The sequence below is a fragment of the Bacillus solimangrovi genome, assembly GCF_001742425.1.
Lineage (GTDB): Bacteria > Bacillota > Bacilli > Bacillales > Bacillaceae_N > Bacillus_AV > Bacillus_AV solimangrovi.
The window spans coordinates 1-22288 of record NZ_MJEH01000034.1 but is presented as its reverse complement, the minus strand read 5'-3'; the positions used below and the strand labels follow the sequence as shown (position 1 = coordinate 22288).

The window sequence follows — 22288 nt, the reverse complement described above, 5'->3', positions numbered from 1 at the left end:
TATTTATTTTCCATGCATTATTCACTATTGTCAAGAAGTTTCTATACCCACTTAGGTATACGTTATTTAAAAATAAAACTGCCGGGAAATGCCGACAGTTTTATAAAATAATTAATCTTATAGAGTATCTTCGCCTGGTTTCCAGTTTGCTGGGCAAAGTCCACCAGTTTGAAGAGCTTGAAGAACGCGAAGTGTTTCATCAACACTACGTCCGATGTTATTATGATTAACAACCGCGTATTGAAGCTCACCTTCTGGATTAATGATAAATAAACCGCGAAGTGCTACACCTTCTTCTTCAATTAAAACACCGTAATCACGAGATACTTGATGATTCGTATCTGCAGCTAGAGGGTATTTCAAATCACCAAGACCGTTATCTTTACGGTCTGTGTTAATCCATGCTAAGTGAGTGTGAATCGTATCTGTTGATACACCAATTACTTCTGCATCAAGATCTTCAAACTCATCATAACGATCAGAAAGTGAAGTAATCTCTGTTGGACATACAAAAGTAAAGTCCATAGGGTAGAAATAAAGAACTGTCCACTTATCGTTCTTCATATTTTCTTCAAGAGAAACCTTTCCGAATTCTTTATTAGACAATACAGCATCCATTTCAAATCGAGGCGCTTGCTTTGCAACCATACGTTCTGCCATCGTTAAATTCCTCCTTAAAATCATCATATGTAATATTAATCACATTACTGATTATAATTCTCACCACTTTTAAAGTCAATATCTTATTATAATTATTTTAATTTAAACCCCTCATATATTTATTACTTATCTATTTTTCATAATACTTTAATTACTTTTAAACTGATTTCAAAACTCCTGCTGAAAATAACATATTTTTTAACGTTATCAATTAGTTAGTTTATTTTCAATTCTTCTGTTTTTCTATTTCCTTAGCAATGTTCCTTTACAAGGTTACCCTAATTATAAAAAAATAACACTGTAAAAGAAAAAAACCGTTAACATAATTATGTTAACGGTTTTGAATGAGAAGTTTAGTTAGCTACGATGTTAACTAGTTTCCCTGGGACTGCAATAATTTTTCGAATAGTCTTACCTTCAATTTGTTCTTTCACTTTCTCATCTTTAAGCGCAATCTCTTCAAGTTGTTCTTTTGTTACATCTACTGGTACGTTAATTCTAGCACGTACTTTACCCATAATTTGTACAACAATCTCTACTTCATCTTCTACAAGCTTTGATTCGTCATATGTTGGCCATTCAGCATATGAGATGGTTTCTTGCTCACCAAGTAATGACCAAATTTCTTCACATAGATGTGGGGCAACAGGTGCAAGTAGCTTAACAAACCCTTTCACATAATCGATAGGTAGCTCATCAACTTTATAACCTTCGTTAACGAAGACCATTAATTGTGAAATACCTGTATTGAAACGAAGGTCTTCGAAGTTTTCCGTAACCTTCTTCACAGTTTCATGATATACCTTTTCCATTTTAGTTGAAGAACTGTCTACTTTAATTTTCTCACTTAATTGTCCATCATCTTGAACAAATAGACGCCATACTCGATCTAGGAAACGACGTGAACCATCTAAACCATTCTCGCTCCACGCTATCGATGCATCTAAAGGTCCCATGAACATTTCATACAATCGTAATGTGTCAGCACCATGACTTTCTACAATATCATCAGGGTTAACAACATTACCTTTTGATTTACTCATCTTCTCATTTCCTTCACCAAGAATCATGCCTTGGTTATAAAGCTTTTGGAATGGCTCTTTTGTTGGAACTACTCCAACATCATATAAGAACTTATGCCAAAAGCGTGCATATAACAAGTGAAGAACAGCATGCTCAGCGCCACCAATATAAATGTCAACTGGTAACCAATGTTTTAATTTTTCAGGATCTGCGAGCGCCTCAGAATTGTTAGGATCAATATAACGAAGGTAATACCAACAGCTTCCAGCCCACTGTGGCATCGTATTCGTTTCACGTCGACCTTTCTTTCCTGTTTCTTCGTCAACAACATTTACCCATTCACTAATGTTTGCAAGCGGTGATTCACCAGTACCTGATGGCTTAATTTCCGTTGTTTTCGGAAGTTCTAAAGGAAGTTGTTCTTCTGGAACAGCAGACATCGTTCCATCTTCCCAATGGATGATTGGAATCGGTTCACCCCAATAACGTTGGCGACTAAACAACCAATCACGGAGGCGGTAAGTGACCTTTTTTGTTCCTTTATTACTTTGATCAAGCCACTCGATCGCCTTTTTAATCGCGTCCTCTTTTCCTAACCCATTTAGAAAATCGGAATTAATATGTTCTCCATCGCCAGTATATGCTTCATCATCAACATTACCTCCAGCTACTACTTCCTTAATTGAGAGGTCGAATGTTTTCGCAAATTCATAATCTCGCTCATCATGTGCAGGTACGGCCATAATTGCACCAGAACCGTAACTCATTAGAACATAATCTGCCACCCAAATCGGCATTTTTTCCCCATTAATAGGATTGATCGCATACGCTCCAGTAAATACACCTGTTTTTTCTTTTGCAAGATCTGTACGTTCTAAATCACTTTTTGTCTTAATTTTATCTAAGTAAGCTTGAACGGCTTCCTTTTGGTCTTTTCCTGTAATCTTATCAACAAGAGCATGCTCAGGTGCAAGAACCGCATATGTTGCACCAAATAACGTATCAGGACGTGTTGTGAATACTGTAAATGCTTCCTCATATCCATCAATACTAAATACGACTTCTGCTCCTTCTGAACGTCCGATCCAGTTACGTTGCATATCCTTAATACTTTCTGGCCAATCAAGCTCTTCTAAATCTTCAAGAAGACGATCTGCATATGCTGTAATCTTAAGCATCCATTGCTTCATTGGACGACGCTCTACAGGATGTCCTCCACGCTCACTTTTCCCATCAACTACTTCTTCATTCGCTAGTACTGTTCCAAGAGCTGGACACCAGTTCACCGCTACCTCATCAATATATGCTAGCCCTTTCTCATATAACTTCAAAAAGATCCACTGCGTCCACTTGTAATAATTCGGATCTGTTGTATTGACTTCACGGTCCCAATCATAAGAAAAACCTAATGATTTTATTTGACGACGAAAATTATCAGTGTTAATTTTTGTGAAATCTGCAGGGTCGTTTCCAGTATCTAATGCATATTGTTCAGCAGGAAGTCCAAACGCATCCCACCCCATTGGATGGAGTACATTCTTTCCTTGCATACGTTTCATTCGTGATAAAATATCCGTTGCTGTATAACCTTCTGGATGTCCAACGTGTAGTCCAGCACCTGAAGGATATGGAAACATATCAAGGGCATAGAACTTATCCTTATCTTTACTCATCTCTGTTTTAAATGTTTTATTGTCTTCCCAAAATGACTGCCACTTCTGTTCAATTTCTTTATGGTTGAAAGCCATGTTTGAAACCTCCTTATATTCATAACATTATGGTCAATTTTATTGAAGAAAAAGCTTGTTCTTACACCAAATGATTCCTTTTTTACTAAAAAGACAAAAAAAGACCTCTATCCCTATTCAAGGGACGAGAGGTCTTCAATATTCCTTTCCCGCGGTACCACCCTTATTAATGCACAATGGAATGCACATTCAACTCGACACCCTTTAACGCAGGGAAACGACAAATACTACTATACTTCATATTCGCAACTTCAAGGCGAGTTCACAGCATAAATGGATTGACTTGCACCAACCGTCAATTCTCTAGCACCATAATGATACTGCTAATACTCCTTTTCAATGTCTTTTATGTATTTATCCGTGTTAACATATATTGTGATTTTAAAGAAAAAACACGAACAATGTCAAGTCTTGATTACTCATTGCATGCTTCAACAATCTATACTCAATTATTTTTATTACTATTTTCCTCAATTAATCCTTCATTTTTTAAATGTATCACTTAACACTTATGACAATCTAATAAACAATCATGAATGCTAGTCTTACAATTATTATATGTGCAGTTAGATACCTCTGAACATGATTATGATATATATTTAGAAAAAAGCTGGAGGCTCTCCAGCTTTTTTCACTAGTACAAAACATCGTTTTCATCCAAAATCATATCACTTTGTAGTTGGCGTAGTTGCATTTGCATTCTGCTAAGCTGATCTTTTTGTTGAGCATTACCACTGTGATGAAGAATTTCTAGTTCTGCAAGTGAACCATTGATTGCTCTTTGGCAGGATGAATACTCCGTTTGATTATAATGCTCTTGCTTACGAAATGTATCCAATTGTTCATATGCATTTTCATATACATGTCGAGCATTTCTTAAACCCTCTTCAATTGATGAACGTACTCCCATTATTTCATCTCCTCCTACTTTACACATTATCCTCTTTTTTAGTTTGTTCTATATTTTGCTCATTAATCAGACATTATTTGCAATTGGCGGTCTTATCTTAACCATGCTACAATTGCTTCTGTGTATTTAGAATTCCTATTCATGTATTAAACTTATACTGATTGAAGGAGAGAATAAATTGGTACAAAACCCTTTTTCATTTGCAGCTGATAATAAGCGTTATCACACATGGAACTATCACCTTCGCCAATCATTCGGACACAAAGTATTTAAAGTTGCATTAGATGGTGGCTTTGATTGTCCAAATCGAGATGGGAAAGTAGCACATGGTGGCTGTACATTTTGTAGTGCTGCTGGGTCCGGTGATTTTGCAGGCAATCGTGCAGATGACTTAGTTACTCAATTTAATGAAATAAAAGATAAAATGCACCAAAAGTGGAAGGACGGGAAATACCTTGGGTACTTTCAAGCTTACACAAACACATATGCTCCTGTTAAAGAACTACGTGAAAAGTTTGAAGCAATTTTAAAACAAGATGGTGTTATAGGACTATCAATTGCAACAAGACCAGACTGTTTACAGGAGGATATTGTTGAATATTTAGCAGAATTAAATAAGCGAACCTACTTATGGGTAGAGCTTGGTCTACAAACTGTTCACGAATCAACTGCCCAACTCATTAATCGAGCACACGATTATTCGACCTATATAGATGGTGTCGAAAAACTACGAAAGCATGGAATTCGAGTATGTTCACACCTTATCAACGGTTTACCTATGGAAACTACAGAAATGATGATGGAATCAGCACGAGAAGTAGCAAAACTTGACGTACAAGGTATAAAACTACACTTGTTACACCTGTTAAAAGGAACTCCAATGGTAAAACAGTATGAAAAAGGACAACTTCAATTCATGTCACAAACACAATATGTAAACCTCATATGTGACCAAATAGAAATACTACCTCCAGAAATGGTGATTCATAGAATAACTGGTGATGGACCAGCTGACTTACTCATCGGGCCGATGTGGAGCCTTAATAAATGGGAAGTTTTGAATGCCATTGATGCTGAGCTTGTAAGAAGAAATAGTTGGCAAGGTAAATTTTACGAAAAAGTAATAGTGAGGAGCTAATTAAATGCAACGTGTACTTCCTTTCACACATTCATTGCTAGAAAATGTACTTCATAACGGTGACATTGCAATTGACTGTACAGCAGGAAATGGACATGATACGAAACTGTTAGCTGAGCTTGTTGGAACAGAGGGTAAAATATTCGCATTTGATATTCAAAAAAAAGCCATTACAAATACGAAAGAACGTTTGGAAGCTGCTAATTTGCATGAAAATGTAGAACTAATTCATGATAGTCACAGCAACATGAAGATTCATATTCCTGATAAGTACCATGGACAAGTTAAAGCGGCTGTGTTTAACCTAGGTTATCTTCCAGGTGGAGATAAAAATATTGTAACAAACGAAAAAACAACCGTTAAAGCAATTGAACACCTCCTAGACATTATGAGTCCAAATTCCTTAATTGCAATTGTTGTCTATCACGGCCATCCAGAAGGTCAAACTGAACGTGACGAACTCTTGCATTATGTTCGTAGGCTCGAGCAAAAAGCTTACGGAGTTCTTCAATACCAATTTCTTAACCCAAAAAACAATCCTCCATTTCTAATTGCAATTCAAAAGAAATAAGACCTGCTTGTGAACCAAGTAGGTCTTATTTCTTTCAAGCTAACTCCCGCTAAATAATGAACGATACCAACGACCATTAAAATAAAAAAACTTCGAAACAACACCGCCATATTTGATTAACTGCTTTGCAGTTTGGTGAACACTTTCTTGTTGTTTTACTTTACGATCAGACAAATAGATCCCGATCAATCCTCGATTAATAAGCTTATGAAATTTTTCATGTGGTAGTCCTTTAACATGCCTGTCCGCTTCATTAATAAAATGAGCAAAACGAGCAACCATCGTTTCATTATGTGGATAATAAAAGCAAAAATTCAAGTCTCCACCTATTCGATCTTCCTCTTGGTCAATAAAATAGTCGAGTAAAATATGTAAACCTTGTACATAAGGAAAATAACCTTGCCTAACTTTCTTAATATCTTCTTGTTTAAAATCTGGATGAAACGCATAAGAAACTAAGCAGAAGATTCCTAACGTCGAGCCCGCACATGCTGAAAACTCATACCACGTCATCTCTGGTAATACTTTTTTATATTGTGCGAACCACTTCTGCAAGCGAGGAACCCTCTCTTCTACCTTAACGTGCTTATGAACTTGTAAGTCACAATAATATTGACATAATTCTATTAATGAGGAGGATATTCGTTCATAACCCGGCAATTTTAATAATACTTCTTGGCACGTTGTAACAAGGGCTTGTAAATACCCTCCATCATCTCTATCTTCACGACATTTATAATAATCTTTTACTGATTCCGAAGGAGTTAACGCATCTATCATTGCTTGGTGTAATGTTCGAAAATCTTCAGGATCTAATGATGTGCTTCGATCACACAAATTATCTAAATAGTCACTAATCGTTTGATAAGCTACAATAAATTTAATACTATCCTTTATATGACTGCCTGCTAAAATACCGTAAATTGATCCACCTTCACAATGAAATGTCTTAGTATCAATACTTGCAAGTGCTTGTGTGCGGAGCTCTTCATTTGGTATTTGCTTTGCTCTTTCTTTCCATTGAGCAAGTTCACTATGAACTTGTGGTAAAACTTTTCGATATATCTTTGTCATTAGTCCAAATGGATGGCTTGGAACCTTCAACATTCTCCACTCCCACTTCTTCATCTATTCTAATTCTTTTAATTGCATCGTTACGAACGATTTCGCATAATAAAAAACATCATCACGCTCAGGCTCATTGAAAATTTCATGATATAATTTATCGAATTCTTTAAAGGATTTCTCACTCACAGGTAGCATATCGAACCACTTTTTCACAGAAACTCGATCAACAATTTTGTCATCTTCACCTTGCATAACTAGATAAGGAACATTAGGCATTTTTTCAGTTAATTCATTTGCAAATTTCATCGCCTTCACTAATTCTCGGTACCATCGAACCGATACTTTCCTTACAAATAAAGGATCATTATCATCCATTTTCTTCACATCTTCATTCCTCGTTGCAATACCTGGCTCTAGTTGGGAGTTAAAACGAAGAGATGGTATCATAACATTCAATCCCTTTGAAACAAAATCAAGAGCTTTTGATGGCGGTTTAACAATTGCAACACATGGAGAAGACAGGATAACTGCTTTAATAGGGAGTTTTTTCTCTTGAAGCGTACGTATTACAGCAAGCCCTCCCATACTATGACCGAGTAAGAACACAGGTAATTCATACTTCATTGCTTCTCTTACCCATCCTTCAATTGTTTCAATATACTCATCAAATGAATCGATATGCCCTCTTTGTTTTCTTCTCGTCGTACCTTGTCCTGGTAAATCTCCCATCACAACATTTATCTGTTCACTGCGCCACATTTCAATTAACCATTTATAACGTCCATGATATTCAGAAGCACCGTGAACCATCACAATAACTGCTTTTGGATTTTCAACTTCCCACTTCCACATTCTTGCTCACCCTCCAATTCATTCATTATACTTGATTGCATTTTCTATTATTTATTTTAAAATGAAAACAAGCAGAATTGCCAATAGAAAGAAAAAATATTACAAAAGGATGGAAAAATCTATGATATATGAGTACAAAGGAAAACATCCTCAAATTGCTGAAAGTGCATTTATAGCAGATTATGTAACCATTTCAGGTGATGTTCAAATCGGTGAACAATCAAGCATATGGTTTAACACGTCAATTCGTGGTGATGTTGCACCTACTATTATCGGAGATAGAGTCAATATACAAGACAATTCAGTGTTACATCAAAGTCCAAATAATTCTTTAATTATTGAAGATGATGTTACTGTTGGTCATATGGTTATCCTACATAGTGCAATCATTCGAAAAAATGCGTTAATCGGTATGGGTACTACGATTTTAGATCAAGCAGAAATTGGTGAAGGTAGCTTCATAGGTGCAGGTAGCTTAATTCCACAAGGGAAAAAGATCCCCCCAAACTCTCTTGCTTTCGGGCGACCCGCAAAAGTCATCCGACAATTAACAGAAGATGACCTTAAGGACATGACTAGAATTCGTCGTGAATATGTGGAAAAGGGGCAATATTATAAAGGCCAACAAGAAGCAAATAATAAAAAGAACAGTTAATTAAGATTATCTTTCCCATATTAAGACAAAAAACTCCGGCATTGACCGGAGTTTTTTGTCTTAATATAAAATATTACACTTGTGATTTTAACAATTCTGCTTTATCTGTACGCTCCCATGGTACATCGATATCAGTGCGACCAAAGTGTCCATAAGCAGCTGTTTGCTTATAAATTGGGCGACGTAGATCAAGCATCTTAATAATACCTGCTGGACGTAAATCAAAGTTATTACGGACAACTTCAACTAGTTTCTCTTCTGAAACTACTCCAGTACCAAATGTATCAATTGCAATCGATACAGGTTTTGCAACACCAATTGCATATGCAAGCTGAACTTCACATTTCTCAGCAAGACCAGCAGCAACGATATTCTTTGCAACATAACGTGCCGCATATGCCGCAGAACGGTCAACCTTCGTTGCATCTTTCCCAGAGAATGCTCCTCCACCATGACGAGCATAACCACCATACGTATCAACAATAATTTTACGACCCGTTAAACCTGCATCACCTTGAGGTCCTCCAATAACGAAACGACCTGTAGGATTGATGAAATATTTTGTTTCAGTATCAATTAAGTTTTCAGGAACAATCGGCTCAATTACATGCTGCTTCAAATCAGACTGGATTTGCTCTAGTGTAACTTCTGGACTATGTTGAGTTGAGATAACAATTGTATCGATACGAACTGGTTTATCATTCTCGTCATATTCGACTGTCACTTGTGTTTTACCGTCTGGACGAAGGTAAGCTAACGTTTCATCTTTTCGTACTTCTGTTAATCGACGAGAAAGCTTATGTGCAAGTGAAATTGGAAGTGGCATTAACTCTTGCGTTTCATTGCATGCAAAACCAAACATTAATCCTTGGTCTCCTGCTCCAATTGCTTCAATTTCATCATCTGACATTTGCCCTTCACGCGACTCTAACGCTTTATCGACACCTTGTGCAATATCTGCTGATTGTTCATCAATTGAAGTCAAAACAGCACAAGTTTCAGCATCAAAACCATACTTTGCACGTGTATAACCAATCTCTTTAATAGTTTCACGGACTACTTTAGGAATATCCACATATGTAGACGTAGTGATTTCTCCCGCTACAAGAACTAGACCAGTACTTACAGTTGTCTCACACGCTACACGAGCATTTGGATCATCCGTTAAGATAGCATCAAGAATACCATCGGAAATTTGGTCACAAATTTTATCTGGGTGACCTTCTGTTACTGACTCAGAAGTAAAAAGACGACGATTTACTGCCATTTTAAAAGTGTACCTCCTATTAATGGTTCTATTGATACGGTACTCTTCCCTTAATTAAGCATGATTACTCTCATTTACTCTACTTTAAAGGAAAGCAAAAGTGAACTAATTAACTTAACAGTGGACAATCAAAGAATTACCCATCCACCTGATTACAAAACCTATCCTTTTCTTCGCTAAAGGATAACTATGCGTCTATTAACAAGTTCATAATAAAAAACCCTTCCTATTTGTGAGGAAAGGTTGAAATTTAGCTTCATGCCTTTCACTCTTATCGTTCAAGACTATGTGAGTCTTGCATCAGGTTGGCACCTTTTCATCATGTACGTTGTAAACTAATAACACGATGTCGGTTGCCGGGTTTCATAGGGCCTGTCCCTCCGCCAGCTCAGGATAAGAGTATCCGTTCATGACCTATACTATCGTAAATTATTTCCCATTGTCAATCACAATTAACTGGGGTAATAACGAATAACACTTATTGGTTATTGTTTTAGTAATATTTATAAAATGCTAAATTTGACATTGACCATTTTTACACTTTCTTCTAAGCAGTTTTTTTCTATTATTGGCTAACCATTTGTAAAGCGGTACACCTAACCGATTTATACCCGGAATATACGCAATTAGACCAATCGGAACGAATAAAGGTAAACGTAAAAATAGCTTCCTTACAGCATAATATCCTCCATAAACCTTATTGTTAGATGTTATTACTTTTAGTTCTTTCGAAGCTTCTTCTATTGAAAAAGGCAAATCATTAACCATTTCCTGAAGAGGAATCCAATCTATTATTTTAAACCAATCAAAAAAGCTTAATGTTCTTTTTGTATGACAACATATTTCACATTGTCCATCATAATAGACAGTGCTTTTCTTCATTCATCTCACCTTCTTAATTGAAAGTCTTTAATCATTTAGTTCTGTATTAAATTAAATAGTAGATACAATTAAAACTATTTTCGTAATTTCATCATATTTTAAGTTATTCATTTTTTATAATGATGTTATGTTATGTATTGTAATATTAGATAAAACCTAAAAATAGTATAGACTAATTATCTTAATATGTTATACTATTTCCAGAAGCAAATTACCAGAATCTTTATATGATATAAATTATGAAAAGGATGGTTATGACCGATGAAATCTGTTGAACACACAATTGATTTAAATACGTTGTTAAATAGCGACAAATTAAAGAACAACTTATCAGTTCCTCAACTTGTCGAAAAAACATTAGCCCGTAATGAAGGCGTGTTAACTTCAACTGGGGCAATCCGTGCTACAACAGGAAAATATACAGGACGTTCGCCAGAAGACAAATATATTGTCGAGGAAGAATCGACCAAAGATAAAATTGATTGGGGAACGGTTAACCAACCAATATCACAAGATGTATTTGATTCATTATATAATAAGGTACTCCATTACTTAAATGAAAAGGAAGAAATTTTTCGTTTCCAAGGGTTTGCGGGTGCAGATAAAAAATACCGCCTACCTATTCAAGTAATTAATGAATATGCTTGGCATAACCTTTTTGTTCATCAGCTTTTTATTCGTCCTAATGAATTAGAAATACAAGAACACGATCCAGGCTTTACTGTTATCTCAGCTCCTAACTTCAAAGCTGATCCTGAAATTGATGGTACAAAATCAGAAACATTCATAATGGTTTCATTTGAGCGTAAAACTGTACTAATAGGTGGAACTGAATACGCAGGAGAGATGAAAAAATCCATCTTCTCTGTTATGAACTTCATGTTACCTGAACGTGATATATTATCTATGCACTGTTCTGCCAACGTTGGACAGGAGGGTGATGTTGCTCTATTCTTTGGACTTTCTGGAACAGGAAAGACAACTTTATCTGCAGATCCAAACCGCCGTTTAATCGGAGACGATGAACATGGTTGGTCAAATAATGGAGTATTCAATATTGAAGGTGGCTGTTATGCGAAATGCATTAACCTTTCCTATGAGAAGGAACCACAAATTTGGGATGCAATCCGTTTCGGTTCTGTACTTGAAAATGTTATCTTAGATGATGAAACACGTGAAGCAGATTATGATGCGTCAGATCTAACAGAAAATACACGTGCAGCATATCCACTTCAAGCAATTGATAACATTGTAGATCCAAGTATTGCAGGACATCCGAATACGATTATTTTCTTAACAGCAGATGCATTTGGAGTTCTCCCACCTATCAGCAAATTAACGAAAGAACAAGCAATGTATCATTTTATTAGTGGATATACAAGTAAGCTTGCTGGTACTGAACGTGGAATTACAGAGCCTCAAGCAACATTCTCAACATGTTTTGGCTCACCTTTCCTTCCACTTCCAGCAGATCGTTATGCGGAAATGTTAGGAGAAAAGATTGATCAATATAATGCCCAAGTCTACTTAGTAAACACTGGATGGACTGGGGGTTCATATGGTGAAGGTCAACGTATGAACTTATCTTATACTCGTGCAATGGTACGTGCAGCGCTTGAAGGAGATTTAAATAACGTCGAAACAATCACAGACCCAATTTTCAACCTTGAAATTCCAGCACATTGTCCTGGTGTACCTGACGAAGTATTACAACCTAAGAAAACTTGGAATGATGGTGATGTTTATGATCAAAAAGCAAAAGATCTCGCTCACAAATTTAACGTGAACTTCAAATCATTCCCTGGTGCTTCAGAAGCCATTCGTCAAGCTGGCCCAATTGATACCGAAGAATAATATTGCAAGCCGATCTTACATAGATCGGCTTGTTTTCGTTATAAACTATACCTTCTGTGCAATTAAAACACGATTAGTTTATTTAACACTTTACTCATATTTATAGAATCTAACAAAAAAATTATTTAAGAGATGTAACTAGTCATACCGTTCATTTTTACAACGAACGATCGACAACGATTGAAGAACAAGCTGCTAGAAGGTTCACGTTATTGTTGCATCTTCATCCAAGCTGTTAAATTACGTACGATTTCCCGGTTTTTTTCTGGAGGGAAATAATGTGTATAATCATTAAAAATCCAGCTTTCAACTTTTTTCTTATGTTTTAATAACGCTTTTTCCAATCGAGTTGCATGTTCAATCGAAACATTCTTATCCTGCATACCGTGAATAATTAAAACTGGTGCTTGTATTTGATCAATTTGAAATAAAGGAGTTCGTTCACGATAAGCATCAGGAACTTTCCTTGGTGTACCTCCAATTACCCGCTTCATCATCCTCCTCAAATCAACACGTTCCTCGTATGTAAGTGACATATCAGAAACTCCACCCCAAGTGACTACCGATGCTACATCTCGACACTGTATTGCAGTTAACAATGCCATAACCCCACCACGTGAGAATCCAAACACATGAATATGAGTAGACTGTACCTTAGGATGGTTTTTCAATAGACATAGAGCTGCAATCGCATCACCTCTATCTTCTCCAGCGAAATCTTCTTGGCCTTCACCACCTTGATTTCCACGATAAAATGGTGCCATAACGACAAAGCCTTCTGAAGCAAATTGGACAATTCTCCCCATCCTTACCATTCCGACATTTTTAATTCCTCCTCTTAAATATAGAAATCCTGGATATTTCTGTTCGATAATTGGTTCAGCCAGAAAACCTTTTACCTTTAATCCACCACTTAAATATGTAACGAGTGATACCTTTACTCTTGGATGTGGAGAAGGATAGAGCTGTTTAGATAAAATTGTTCCATTTTCCACTCATAATCACCTACCTGTCTATTAAGGAGCTATTTACAAAACTAAATCCACGCATTAGAACATTCAAACCTTACTTATAATAATTCTTCATATCATGTTCAAATATATTAAGAAACTCTCACCTGCCTGTAAGTCAGGCATATAGTGAGAGTTCTTCAATTCGTTTTAAACTATTTGGAAGCACTTCGTCTTTCATCATAAAACTATACTGATAACCTGAAAAATCATTTGGTAATTTTGAAAATAAGACAGGTCCGTTTGTTTCATAATATGTTGGTTGAGCTTCAACTTTTTCAATTTCAGCGAAATAGATGTTCTTAACAATTGTTCCACCTTTACCACTTACACTATATTGTCCAATGTAATGTAAGTTCTTCACAATACCACCTGTTTCTTCAAGAACTTCCCGTTTAGCTGCTTCATGCGCAACTTCACCTTCCTCAACCTTACCACCAGGAAACTCTACACCTCTTCGCTTATGTCTTGTAAGCAGCCACTGATCTTTATAACGACAAATCACCCATACATGTTTTGGATATTTTGAAAAAGGTTCTCTTTCAAATGATAACTTTACTACGTTGTCATAATAATCTTTAAATGTAAACATAGGCTCTACTGACTCCATTTTTAATATTTTATGTTCAGATCATAGCACTCGTTCAAAAAATGGTCCAATCTCCTAAAAAATAATTTGGATCATGATGAAAAATATACGTTACCCTAAACAAATTACGCTCCTATTATATAGTCTAACGTAATCGTGGATGAAAAGTCGAACTTTGCTCAAATTTCATGCCACCTTCCACTTATCCATTATTTTGAAGAGTATAGCAATTGGAAATCAAGCGAGCCTCATATATTGATCCTTTATGTTCATGCCATATAAAATCAAAAAAAGTATTACACTCTAGTTCATCGTCTTACCTTTGCATTTTTTTGCAATTATAAGAACCACAAGGAGAAATATACCGTTCAAAACCCCCTTCTTGAACGATGTTTACTCCACTACTTGTTAGCTCGGCAATCTCCACTCTAATAAACAAATAATATATTTCTAAACAAAACATTGCCTTCCTAATATTCATCCCATCAGGAAGGCTCGAATTTCATAAAGATAATATACCCATTTCTTGAATTTGCTCTTTTGTTTCATTGCTTCCTAGTTCATAAATCATCTGATACGCCTTCATTAAATCACGATCATACATATCATTTTCTTTGTCATGATGATATTGAACATAAGGAATATGAGCCCTCCAATACGAGAGCCAATCCGCAGAATACGCATCATCAAATACTTCCCGCAACATTGCAATTTCATTATCAGTTGCTTCAATTTCAAATTGATTTAAAGCATAGTCCTTCACTTGAGAAATCTCTCTTGGTCCAACAGCTACATAATACTTCTTCTTCTCCATCGCATTCAACTCCTCAGCATTGCGCTTTACACTTCTTTTTCCGCAAAACAAGGAGCATTATACATCACTAATCATTTCAACATATTTAAATATTTATGACGAGACTTTCCTGACAGGGAGCTTATTAACTACCTCTTGAATAGGATTTACTTTGATTTTTCTTTACCTCATCCATTAACTCATTTCCAATATCTCCTTCAAATTTTTTGTACAGCGGTTCAAAATATTTTCTCCACTGTTCATGTTCTTGTTCAGAAAGTTCATAAATTTGAATATTAGACTGTTGACGAATCCGAACTAATTGTTGATTATTCATAAGGACAGATTGTTCAAATAACCAATCAGATGTTTCATTACTCGCTTCTAATATGTCCTCTTGATACTCTTTAGGAATATCATCCCAAAACTTTTTGTTTATTAAGACACCATAGCCTAAATATCCGTGATTACTGATTGTCATATAATTTTGTACTTGGTAAAACCGTTTTGAATAAATATTAGAAATGGTATTTTCTTGGCCATCTAAAAAATTCGTTTCTAAATTTTGATATACTTGATTAAAACCAATCCTATTTGGTATTGCCCCCATCATTTCAAATTGCTCACGTAGGACATTACTAGGCATAATACGAAAACGTTGACCTACAAAATCCTCTGGCATTATTAAAGGTCCTCTGTTACTCGTCATTTGTTTAAAACCATTATTCCATAGAGTTAACCCCTTAATGTCATGTTCATCTAACAATTCGAGTAAAATTTTACCCATTTCACCAGTGAATGCTCGTTCTACATCTTTATCAGTTCGAAATAGAAATGGAAGGTCTAACACTTGCCATTGAGGAACGAGAGATGTCAACTTTGAAAATGCAGGTGCAACCATCTCTACATCACCACGCCTTAAAGCATCTATTTCTTCTCCATCAGAAAATAACATTCCATTAGGAAAAACTTCAACCTTAACATGTCCTTCTGTCTTATCCCGAACAAGATCAGCAAACCTCTGGGCAGCTAAACCCTTCGGTGTATTCTCAGCAACTACATGGCTAAAGTTAATTATGATTTGCTCACTCAGACCTTCTTGTTCATCATCTTCTGAGATAGGTGATAACGAAGAAGTAAAACTAAATCCTATCGTAATAGCAATACATACAGATATTAGAATAAAAAAGCTTAAACTAATAAAATGACGCAATTTCACTCACACCAATTCAATGAAATCTTACAGAGTATTGTATCATAACAAAATATTGAATGTTAAAATAATATTAGACTATTTCGACAATATTTTTTTAAAAAATTACATTCTAAGAAAATCGCAAGTGTTCCAAAATTTAGAGAAAAATAAGTTGCTAACTTGACTTATAGAATCGTTCTTACATTTCTTAAAATATGACATGTCTAAATGTTATTTTTTTAAATACTCGAATTAAGGGTTGAAGGCGATGAAGCAAATATCGATAAAATGGAAGGTACTCTTATTCATTTTTACAATTATCCTCTTCTCCTTATTAATAGTAGGAATCGTATTAATAGGGAACTTCATTAATATGAAAGAACGTGAATTAAGCCAGCAAGCGCTTATTACCGCAAGAACTGTCGCACAATTATCTAGTATTCAAGAAAATATGTATGGAACGAACGAACAACGCGGCAAAATTAATTGGACTGTCGAGAGAATTCGTATCATTAATAATGCAGATTATATTGTTGTTATGGATATGAATCGAACTCGTCTGTCACACCCTGTCGATAAACTAATCGGAGCTCCTTCAAATGGTAATGACGAAACACCTGCTTTTGCTGAACATACGTACACTTCAAAGGCAAAAGGAGAAGTTGGTACTGCTGTTCGTGGCTTTGTCCCTATAATGAACAATGAACACCAGCAAGTAGGTGTTGTAATGGTGGGTTATATACTGCCAAAGCTATCAGAACTATTTAGTGAATTACAAAAAGAAATCTATCTGACCGTCGTAATAACATTTTTGTTCGGCGGCTGGGGAGCGTGGATGCTTGCTCGAATGATAAAAGAAGAAATGTTTCAGTTAGAACCATATGAAATCGCCAAGCTACTTGTGGAACGGACAGAAACCTTCAACGCCATGCATGAAGGCGTCGTAGCAATTGATAATAATAAGAAGATCACAATCTTCAATCATCGTGCAAAAGAAATGTTATCAGTTAGTGAAAACCCAGAAGGAAAACAAATTCAAGATGTACTTCCAGACACACGACTGCCAGAAATTCTTAAGCTTAACACCCCTATCTATAACAAAGAGCTAAAAATTAGTAATAAAAATATTCTTAGTAATCGTATCCCTATAAAAGTTAACAAACTCACTGTTGGTGCAGTTGCTATCTTCCAAGATCAAACTGAAGTAAAAAAAATAGCTGAAGAATTAACTGGCGTAAAAGCATTCGTTAATGCACTTCGTGTACAAAACCATGAACATATGAACAAGTTACACACTATTGCAGGCCTAATCCAAATGGGAAATACTCAACAAGCATTAGATTATGTGTTTCAAATTACCGAAGAGCAACAAGAACTTACACATTTTCTCAGTAATAACATTTACGATGATAACATTTCTGGATTATTACTTGGTAAAGTAAGACGTGGTAAAGAACTCGGTATTAATGTCCAGATCGATCGTCAAAGTCAATTGAAACAATTTCCACCGCCACTCGATCATCATGATTTTGTACTAATTTTAGGTAATTTAATAGAAAATGCCTTTGATTCATTCAATCATTTTCATATTCATGATAAAGAGATTTATATAAGTATTGAACAAGATGAAGAAATCTTATCAATACTCATTGAAGATAATGGTTGCGGAATGTCGATGGATGTTCAAGACCACATTTTTGAACATGGTTTTTCAACAAAGGATCTTAACACCAATCAAGGTATAGGTCTCTTTCTCGTAAAACAAATAATCGAAAAAGGACGAGGTAACATCTTGATTGAATCCTATAAAGATGAAGGTACAACATTTACGATCACCTTTTTCATGAACAAGGGGGAGAACGAAAATGAATAAACATCCATATAAAGTACTCTTAATTGAAGACGACCCAATGGTTCAAGAAGTGAACAAGCAGTTTATTGAGAGAGTACAAGGCTTCAAGGTTATTGGCATTGCAAATAATGGAATTGAAGGATTAACAATGATACAAGAATTAAGACCTGATATTGCAATACTAGACATTTATATGCCTAACCAAGATGGACTTGAAACATTATCATTATTAAGAAAATCAGCTACTCCTATAGATGTCATTGCAGTAACGGCAGCTAATGATATCGAAACCGTTAGACGTGTACTTCAACTTGGTGCAGTTGATTACATTATGAAACCGTTTAAGTTTGAAAGAATGAAACAAGCGTTAGAAAACTATATTTCATATCAAAAAAAATTAAGTGATAAAGACAAGCTTTCACAAAATGAACTCGATCTCCTTCTGTACGGTAATAATAAAACGACTGAGAAAATATTACCAAAAGGATTAAATGCTATCACACTAAATAAAATACTCTCTTACTTATCGTCTATTAATGAACCAGTATCCGCTGAGGAAGTTGCAGAAGGAATAGGTTTAGCTCGTGTAACAGCTAGAAGATACTTAGAGTATCTAGAGAAAGAAGGTAGAGTTTGCATTAAAATTAAATATGGTGGTGTTGGCCGGCCTATTAATCGCTACGTTATTGAAAACAGCTTCAATTAATTGAAGCTGTTTTCTAATTTTGTTCTTTTTCTAACTTACCAAAGAAAGCGTTTACATAACAAAAAGAACAAAATTAACAATATGAACAAATTCTTAACTTTTAACTCTTCTCTTCATATGATTAATTTATTAATTTTCAAAATATTCGCTATTAAATTCTATATGCGAAAAACCAACAGGAGGGAATTAATATGTTAAAGAAGTGGACAATGTTCACAATGGCATTTGTGTTATCTGTGAGTGTTCTTGCTGGGTGTGGTGCACGCTCACAAGAAAGTTCCGGTGGCAATGAAATAGGTAATGATAACGACCAACAAGTTACATCTGAAGAAAAAATAGTAGTAAAATTTTCACACGTCGTTGCCGAAAATACACCGAAAGGTCAGGCTGCAATCATGTTTGAGCAATTAGCAGAAGAGTATACAGGTGGAAGAGTTGATGTTCAAGTATTCCCTAACTCTCAGCTCTACAATGATGATGATGTGTTAGCCGCTGTTCAACAAAACAATATTCAACTAGCAGCTCCTGCAACTTCAAAGGTATCCAAACTATTCCCTGAGTGGACAATCTTCGACTTCCCATTTGCATTCCCTAATGTAGAAGCAGTTCAAACCGCAATGGAAAGTGAAAAAATTGGTGATAAATTATTTAGTATGTTAAATGAGCAAAATTTACAAGGATTAGCAATGTGGGATAACGGTTTCAAACAAATGACTTTAGATGAACATCCACTTATCAATCCTGAAGATTTTGAAGGTCAAAAATTCCGTGTAATGTCAAGTAAAGTACTAGAAGCACAATTTGAAGCAGTTAATGCTAATCCAACACCCATGCCATTCAGTGAAGTCTATAGTGCACTTGAACAAGGTGTAATTGATGGACAAGAGAACACACTTTCAAATATATATTCTAAAAAGTTCCATGAAGTTCAAAATTACATGACATTAAGTAACCACGGTTACCTTGGTTATGCAGTTATTACAAACTCAGACTTTTGGAATGGCCTACCCGAAGATGTCCGAGCTGGCTTAGATAAGGCAATGGAAGAAACAACAACATGGGTACGTGAAAATGGCCAACGTTTAAATGATGAGAACCTTTCAAAAATCAAAGAAGATAACACCCTTAAGGACATTCATGAACTATCAGATGAAGAAAAGCAAGTATGGATGGATGCAATGGACCCTGTGTACGATCAATTCGAAGAAGAAGTAGGGAAAGATCTAATTGATGCGATAAAAGAATTACGCTAGTAACCTCAAGATAAGGAGGGCCTCTCTCACCTCTCCTTATCTTTTTTTAACAAAATAATCATTTTTATTATCTTTCATTTCATGTAGATTTTTTCATTCCATTTTATTGGAGAAACCAGCTATTCTCCTATTTCACCAAATGAGAAGGACAATTAGAAAGTAGGGATATTTATGAAAGTCCTTAATACTTTATTAAACCGTCTTGAAGAAATTACGGTAGCAATCACACTAACAATTAGTGTCATTCTTACATTCATTGAAGTTGTGCTCCGTTATGGGTTTGGCAGTTCTATTGGCTTTACACATGAGCTCGTCGTATATTTGCTCATTTTCACAGGAATGATCGGTGCATCCATTGGTGTACGAGAAAAAGTACACTTAGGTGTCGACTTACTCGTATTACAATTCCCTTATTCAATCCAAAAAGCATTAACACTCTTTTCTCTTATCATTTGCACATTATTTTGTATTATCATTACAATTCTAGGAATTGAACATATTCAAATTTTAAGTCAATTCGGACAGGTATCACCCGAGATGGAAATTCCATTATATATACCAAAATTAATCGTTCCACTCTCTTTCGGACTTATGACGATTCGCTTCATTCAGCAAATTATTATCATTATCAAAACACCTGCAAAATTAACATTACACAAAGAAGGAGGTATAGAGTAATGCAACCAGTAGTTGAAACAAACCAAGCACCTCAATTAAAAGAACCTGGATCTCCTTTAAAACGACTCATCTCAGCTATATGTATACTCATAACAATAGGAACGACAGGTTATGCAATGGTTACGAATAATATGGGGCTTGCTCTTTTCTCCACCCTTTTCTTGCTTATGCTACTTGGGTTACCAATTGCAATATCACTAGGTTTAGCATCATTAGTAACAATCTATTATTTTACAACAGATCCACTTCCTGATCTTGCTGGAAAAGTATTTTCAGGGTTAAATAGCTTCCCACTAATGGCGATTCCATTCTTCGTTCTTGCAGGGAATATCTTTACTACAGGTGGTGTTGCGAAGCGACTCATTAATTTAACAAATGCATGGGTAGGCCATATTCCAGGCGGATTATCTATTGCAGGTGTTGTTTCTTGTGCTATGTTTGCTGCTATTTCTGGTTCATCTCCAGCAACTGTTGTTGCGATAGGTAGTATTATGATTCCAGCCATGGTTAAGAACGGATATGGAAAAGGGTATGCGGTAGGTTCTATTTCAACTGCTGGCTCTCTTGGCATCTTAATTCCACCTAGTATCCCAATGATCGTCTACGCTGTAACCGTTGAGCAATCTGTTGGAAAATTATTTCTTGCTGGAATTATTCCAGGTATATTGTTAATGTCACTACTCGCTTTTGTAAGTTTTTATCGTGCAAAAAAGTTTGATTATGCACGAGCTGAGAAGGCATCATTCGGACAACGAATGAGAGCATTACGTTCCGCCATTTGGAGTTTATCGTTACCAATCGTTGTAATTGGTGGTATTTATACGGGTATCTTCACTCCGACTGAGTCTGCGGCTGTAGCTTGCATCATTGGCCTTATCGTTGGCTTCTTCTTTCATAAAGACCTAAAGCTTAAACACATACCTAACATTTTAATAGTATCTAGTAAAACTACAGCAATGTTATTTTTCATAATTACGATGGCAATGGTATTTGCTCACATATTAACGCTTGAACGAATCCCACATACAATAGCAGATGTAATAACTAGCTGGAATGTAGGACCTATCGTATTCTTACTAATTGTTAATATTTTATTATTTTTCGCAGGTCAATTTATGGAACCAACAGCTATCATCACGATCTTAGCGCCTATTCTTTTCCCAGTTGCAGTTGCACTAGGAGTTGATCCAATTCATTTCGGAATTATTATGGTCGTAAATATGGAAGTTGGTATGATCACTCCACCTGTAGGATTAAACCTCTACGTTGCAAGTGGAATAACAGATATGCCACTTATTGATGTTACGAGAGCAGCATTCCCTTGGCTCATCGCTGTCGTAATTGGACTCATTCTCGTAACGTATGTACCACAAATCAGTCTCTGGTTACCAAATCTACTTTATTAACATAGAACCCGCTTCGGAACAATCCAAAGCGGGCCTTATACTATGCTCTCAATTATCTTAGTTTGAATGCTTCTTTTCTAATTGTAACCTTTTCTAGTAAGCCATAATTTATATTAACACCTATCCCAATTCCTTCAGGAACTTTAATTTCCCCATTTTTTACGACCATAATAATTCC

General features: G+C 35.7%; 20 protein-coding genes, 1 riboswitch and 1 other annotated feature. Of the genes, 9 read left to right on the top strand and 11 right to left on the bottom strand.

What is annotated here, in order from left to right; genetic code table 11:
• Positions 1 to 117: 117 nt before the first annotated feature.
• From BFG57_RS12665 to BFG57_RS12655, 3 genes are all read right to left on the bottom strand, one after another.
• A complete protein-coding gene (locus BFG57_RS12665) occupies positions 118 to 660 on the bottom strand; it encodes a peroxiredoxin (RefSeq protein WP_069717863.1) in 543 nt (180 codons plus the stop codon).
• A gap of 353 nt (positions 661 to 1013) precedes the next feature.
• Positions 1014 to 3431: a leucine--tRNA ligase gene (gene leuS, locus BFG57_RS12660; RefSeq protein ID WP_069717862.1), complete on the bottom strand. Its 2418-nt coding sequence runs from the start codon at positions 3429 to 3431 to the stop codon at positions 1014 to 1016.
• A 117-nt stretch (positions 3432 to 3548) separates the two neighbouring features.
• Positions 3549 to 3780, bottom strand: a binding site (T-box leader).
• 285 nt (positions 3781 to 4065) lie between these two features.
• Positions 4066 to 4341, bottom strand: a complete 276-nt coding sequence (locus BFG57_RS12655; RefSeq protein ID WP_069717861.1) for a DUF2524 family protein — start codon at positions 4339 to 4341, stop codon at positions 4066 to 4068.
• A gap of 178 nt (positions 4342 to 4519) precedes the next feature.
• Between BFG57_RS12655 and mnmL the strand changes: the two genes are divergently transcribed.
• Together mnmL and mnmM are read left to right on the top strand one after the other, a co-directional pair.
• Positions 4520 to 5479, top strand: a complete 960-nt coding sequence (mnmL, locus tag BFG57_RS12650; RefSeq protein ID WP_175428347.1) for a tRNA modification radical SAM protein MnmL/YtqA — start codon at positions 4520 to 4522, stop codon at positions 5477 to 5479.
• A gap of 4 nt (positions 5480 to 5483) precedes the next feature.
• Positions 5484 to 6050, top strand: coding sequence for a tRNA 5-(aminomethyl)-2-thiouridylate-methyltransferase MnmM (gene mnmM / locus BFG57_RS12645; RefSeq protein WP_069717859.1), 567 nt, complete (start codon positions 5484 to 5486; stop codon positions 6048 to 6050).
• A gap of 39 nt (positions 6051 to 6089) precedes the next feature.
• On the opposite strand, the gene BFG57_RS12640 is transcribed toward mnmM, so the two are convergent.
• Both BFG57_RS12640 and BFG57_RS12635 read right to left on the bottom strand, forming a co-directional pair.
• Positions 6090 to 7154: a tetraprenyl-beta-curcumene synthase family protein gene (locus BFG57_RS12640; RefSeq protein WP_069717871.1), complete on the bottom strand. Its 1065-nt coding sequence runs from the start codon at positions 7152 to 7154 to the stop codon at positions 6090 to 6092.
• A 24-nt stretch (positions 7155 to 7178) separates the two neighbouring features.
• Complete coding sequence (locus tag BFG57_RS12635; protein ID WP_069717858.1) at positions 7179 to 7970, bottom strand: alpha/beta hydrolase; 792 nt, start codon at positions 7968 to 7970, stop codon at positions 7179 to 7181.
• 121 nt (positions 7971 to 8091) lie between these two features.
• Between BFG57_RS12635 and BFG57_RS12630 the strand changes: the two genes are divergently transcribed.
• Complete coding sequence (locus tag BFG57_RS12630; protein WP_069717857.1) at positions 8092 to 8625, top strand: gamma carbonic anhydrase; 534 nt, start codon at positions 8092 to 8094, stop codon at positions 8623 to 8625.
• Between the two features lie 73 nt (positions 8626 to 8698).
• Here BFG57_RS12630 and metK read toward each other — a convergent pair whose 3' ends face one another.
• Complete coding sequence (gene metK / locus BFG57_RS12625; protein ID WP_069717856.1) at positions 8699 to 9892, bottom strand: methionine adenosyltransferase; 1194 nt, start codon at positions 9890 to 9892, stop codon at positions 8699 to 8701.
• 268 nt (positions 9893 to 10160) lie between these two features.
• A riboswitch (SAM riboswitch) is annotated at positions 10161 to 10292 on the bottom strand.
• Between the two features lie 113 nt (positions 10293 to 10405).
• Positions 10406 to 10774, bottom strand: a complete 369-nt coding sequence (locus BFG57_RS12620) for a thiol-disulfide oxidoreductase DCC family protein (RefSeq protein WP_069717855.1) — start codon at positions 10772 to 10774, stop codon at positions 10406 to 10408.
• 261 nt (positions 10775 to 11035) lie between these two features.
• Here BFG57_RS12620 and pckA point away from each other — a divergent pair, with 261 nt between their 5' ends.
• Positions 11036 to 12628: a phosphoenolpyruvate carboxykinase (ATP) gene (gene pckA, locus BFG57_RS12615; protein WP_069717854.1), complete on the top strand. Its 1593-nt coding sequence runs from the start codon at positions 11036 to 11038 to the stop codon at positions 12626 to 12628.
• A 209-nt stretch (positions 12629 to 12837) separates the two neighbouring features.
• Here the strand turns inward: pckA and BFG57_RS12610 are convergent, their stop codons facing one another.
• The 4 genes from BFG57_RS12610 to BFG57_RS12595 all read right to left on the bottom strand — a co-directional run bounded on the left by BFG57_RS12610 (position 12838) and on the right by BFG57_RS12595 (position 16233).
• Positions 12838 to 13623 carry an alpha/beta hydrolase family protein gene (locus BFG57_RS12610; RefSeq protein ID WP_069717853.1) on the bottom strand — a complete coding sequence of 262 codons (786 nt, stop codon included), beginning with the start codon at positions 13621 to 13623 and terminating at the stop codon, positions 12838 to 12840.
• Between the two features lie 133 nt (positions 13624 to 13756).
• Positions 13757 to 14230: an RNA deprotection pyrophosphohydrolase gene (gene ytkD, locus BFG57_RS12605; RefSeq protein WP_069717852.1), complete on the bottom strand. Its 474-nt coding sequence runs from the start codon at positions 14228 to 14230 to the stop codon at positions 13757 to 13759.
• A gap of 499 nt (positions 14231 to 14729) precedes the next feature.
• Complete coding sequence (locus BFG57_RS12600; RefSeq protein ID WP_069717851.1) at positions 14730 to 15041, bottom strand: hydrolase; 312 nt, start codon at positions 15039 to 15041, stop codon at positions 14730 to 14732.
• 124 nt (positions 15042 to 15165) lie between these two features.
• A complete protein-coding gene (locus tag BFG57_RS12595) occupies positions 15166 to 16233 on the bottom strand; it encodes a TRAP transporter substrate-binding protein (RefSeq protein WP_083249241.1) in 1068 nt (355 codons plus the stop codon).
• 250 nt (positions 16234 to 16483) lie between these two features.
• On the opposite strand from BFG57_RS12595, the gene BFG57_RS12590 reads away from it, so the two are divergent.
• From BFG57_RS12590 to BFG57_RS12570, 5 genes are all read left to right on the top strand, one after another.
• Positions 16484 to 18088, top strand: coding sequence for an ATP-binding protein (locus BFG57_RS12590; protein WP_069717849.1), 1605 nt, complete (start codon positions 16484 to 16486; stop codon positions 18086 to 18088).
• Positions 18081 to 18773: a response regulator gene (locus BFG57_RS12585; RefSeq protein WP_069717848.1), complete on the top strand. Its 693-nt coding sequence runs from the start codon at positions 18081 to 18083 to the stop codon at positions 18771 to 18773. The genes BFG57_RS12590 and BFG57_RS12585 overlap by 8 nt, the downstream gene beginning before the upstream one ends.
• Before the next feature lie 191 nt (positions 18774 to 18964).
• Positions 18965 to 20026, top strand: coding sequence for a TRAP transporter substrate-binding protein (locus tag BFG57_RS12580; RefSeq protein WP_069717847.1), 1062 nt, complete (start codon positions 18965 to 18967; stop codon positions 20024 to 20026).
• A gap of 171 nt (positions 20027 to 20197) precedes the next feature.
• Positions 20198 to 20704 carry a TRAP transporter small permease gene (locus BFG57_RS12575; RefSeq protein WP_069717846.1) on the top strand — a complete coding sequence of 169 codons (507 nt, stop codon included), beginning with the start codon at positions 20198 to 20200 and terminating at the stop codon, positions 20702 to 20704.
• A complete protein-coding gene (locus BFG57_RS12570; protein ID WP_083249240.1) occupies positions 20704 to 22110 on the top strand; it encodes a TRAP transporter large permease in 1407 nt (468 codons plus the stop codon). The genes BFG57_RS12575 and BFG57_RS12570 overlap by 1 nt, the downstream gene beginning before the upstream one ends.
• Positions 22111 to 22288: the final 178 nt, after the last annotated feature.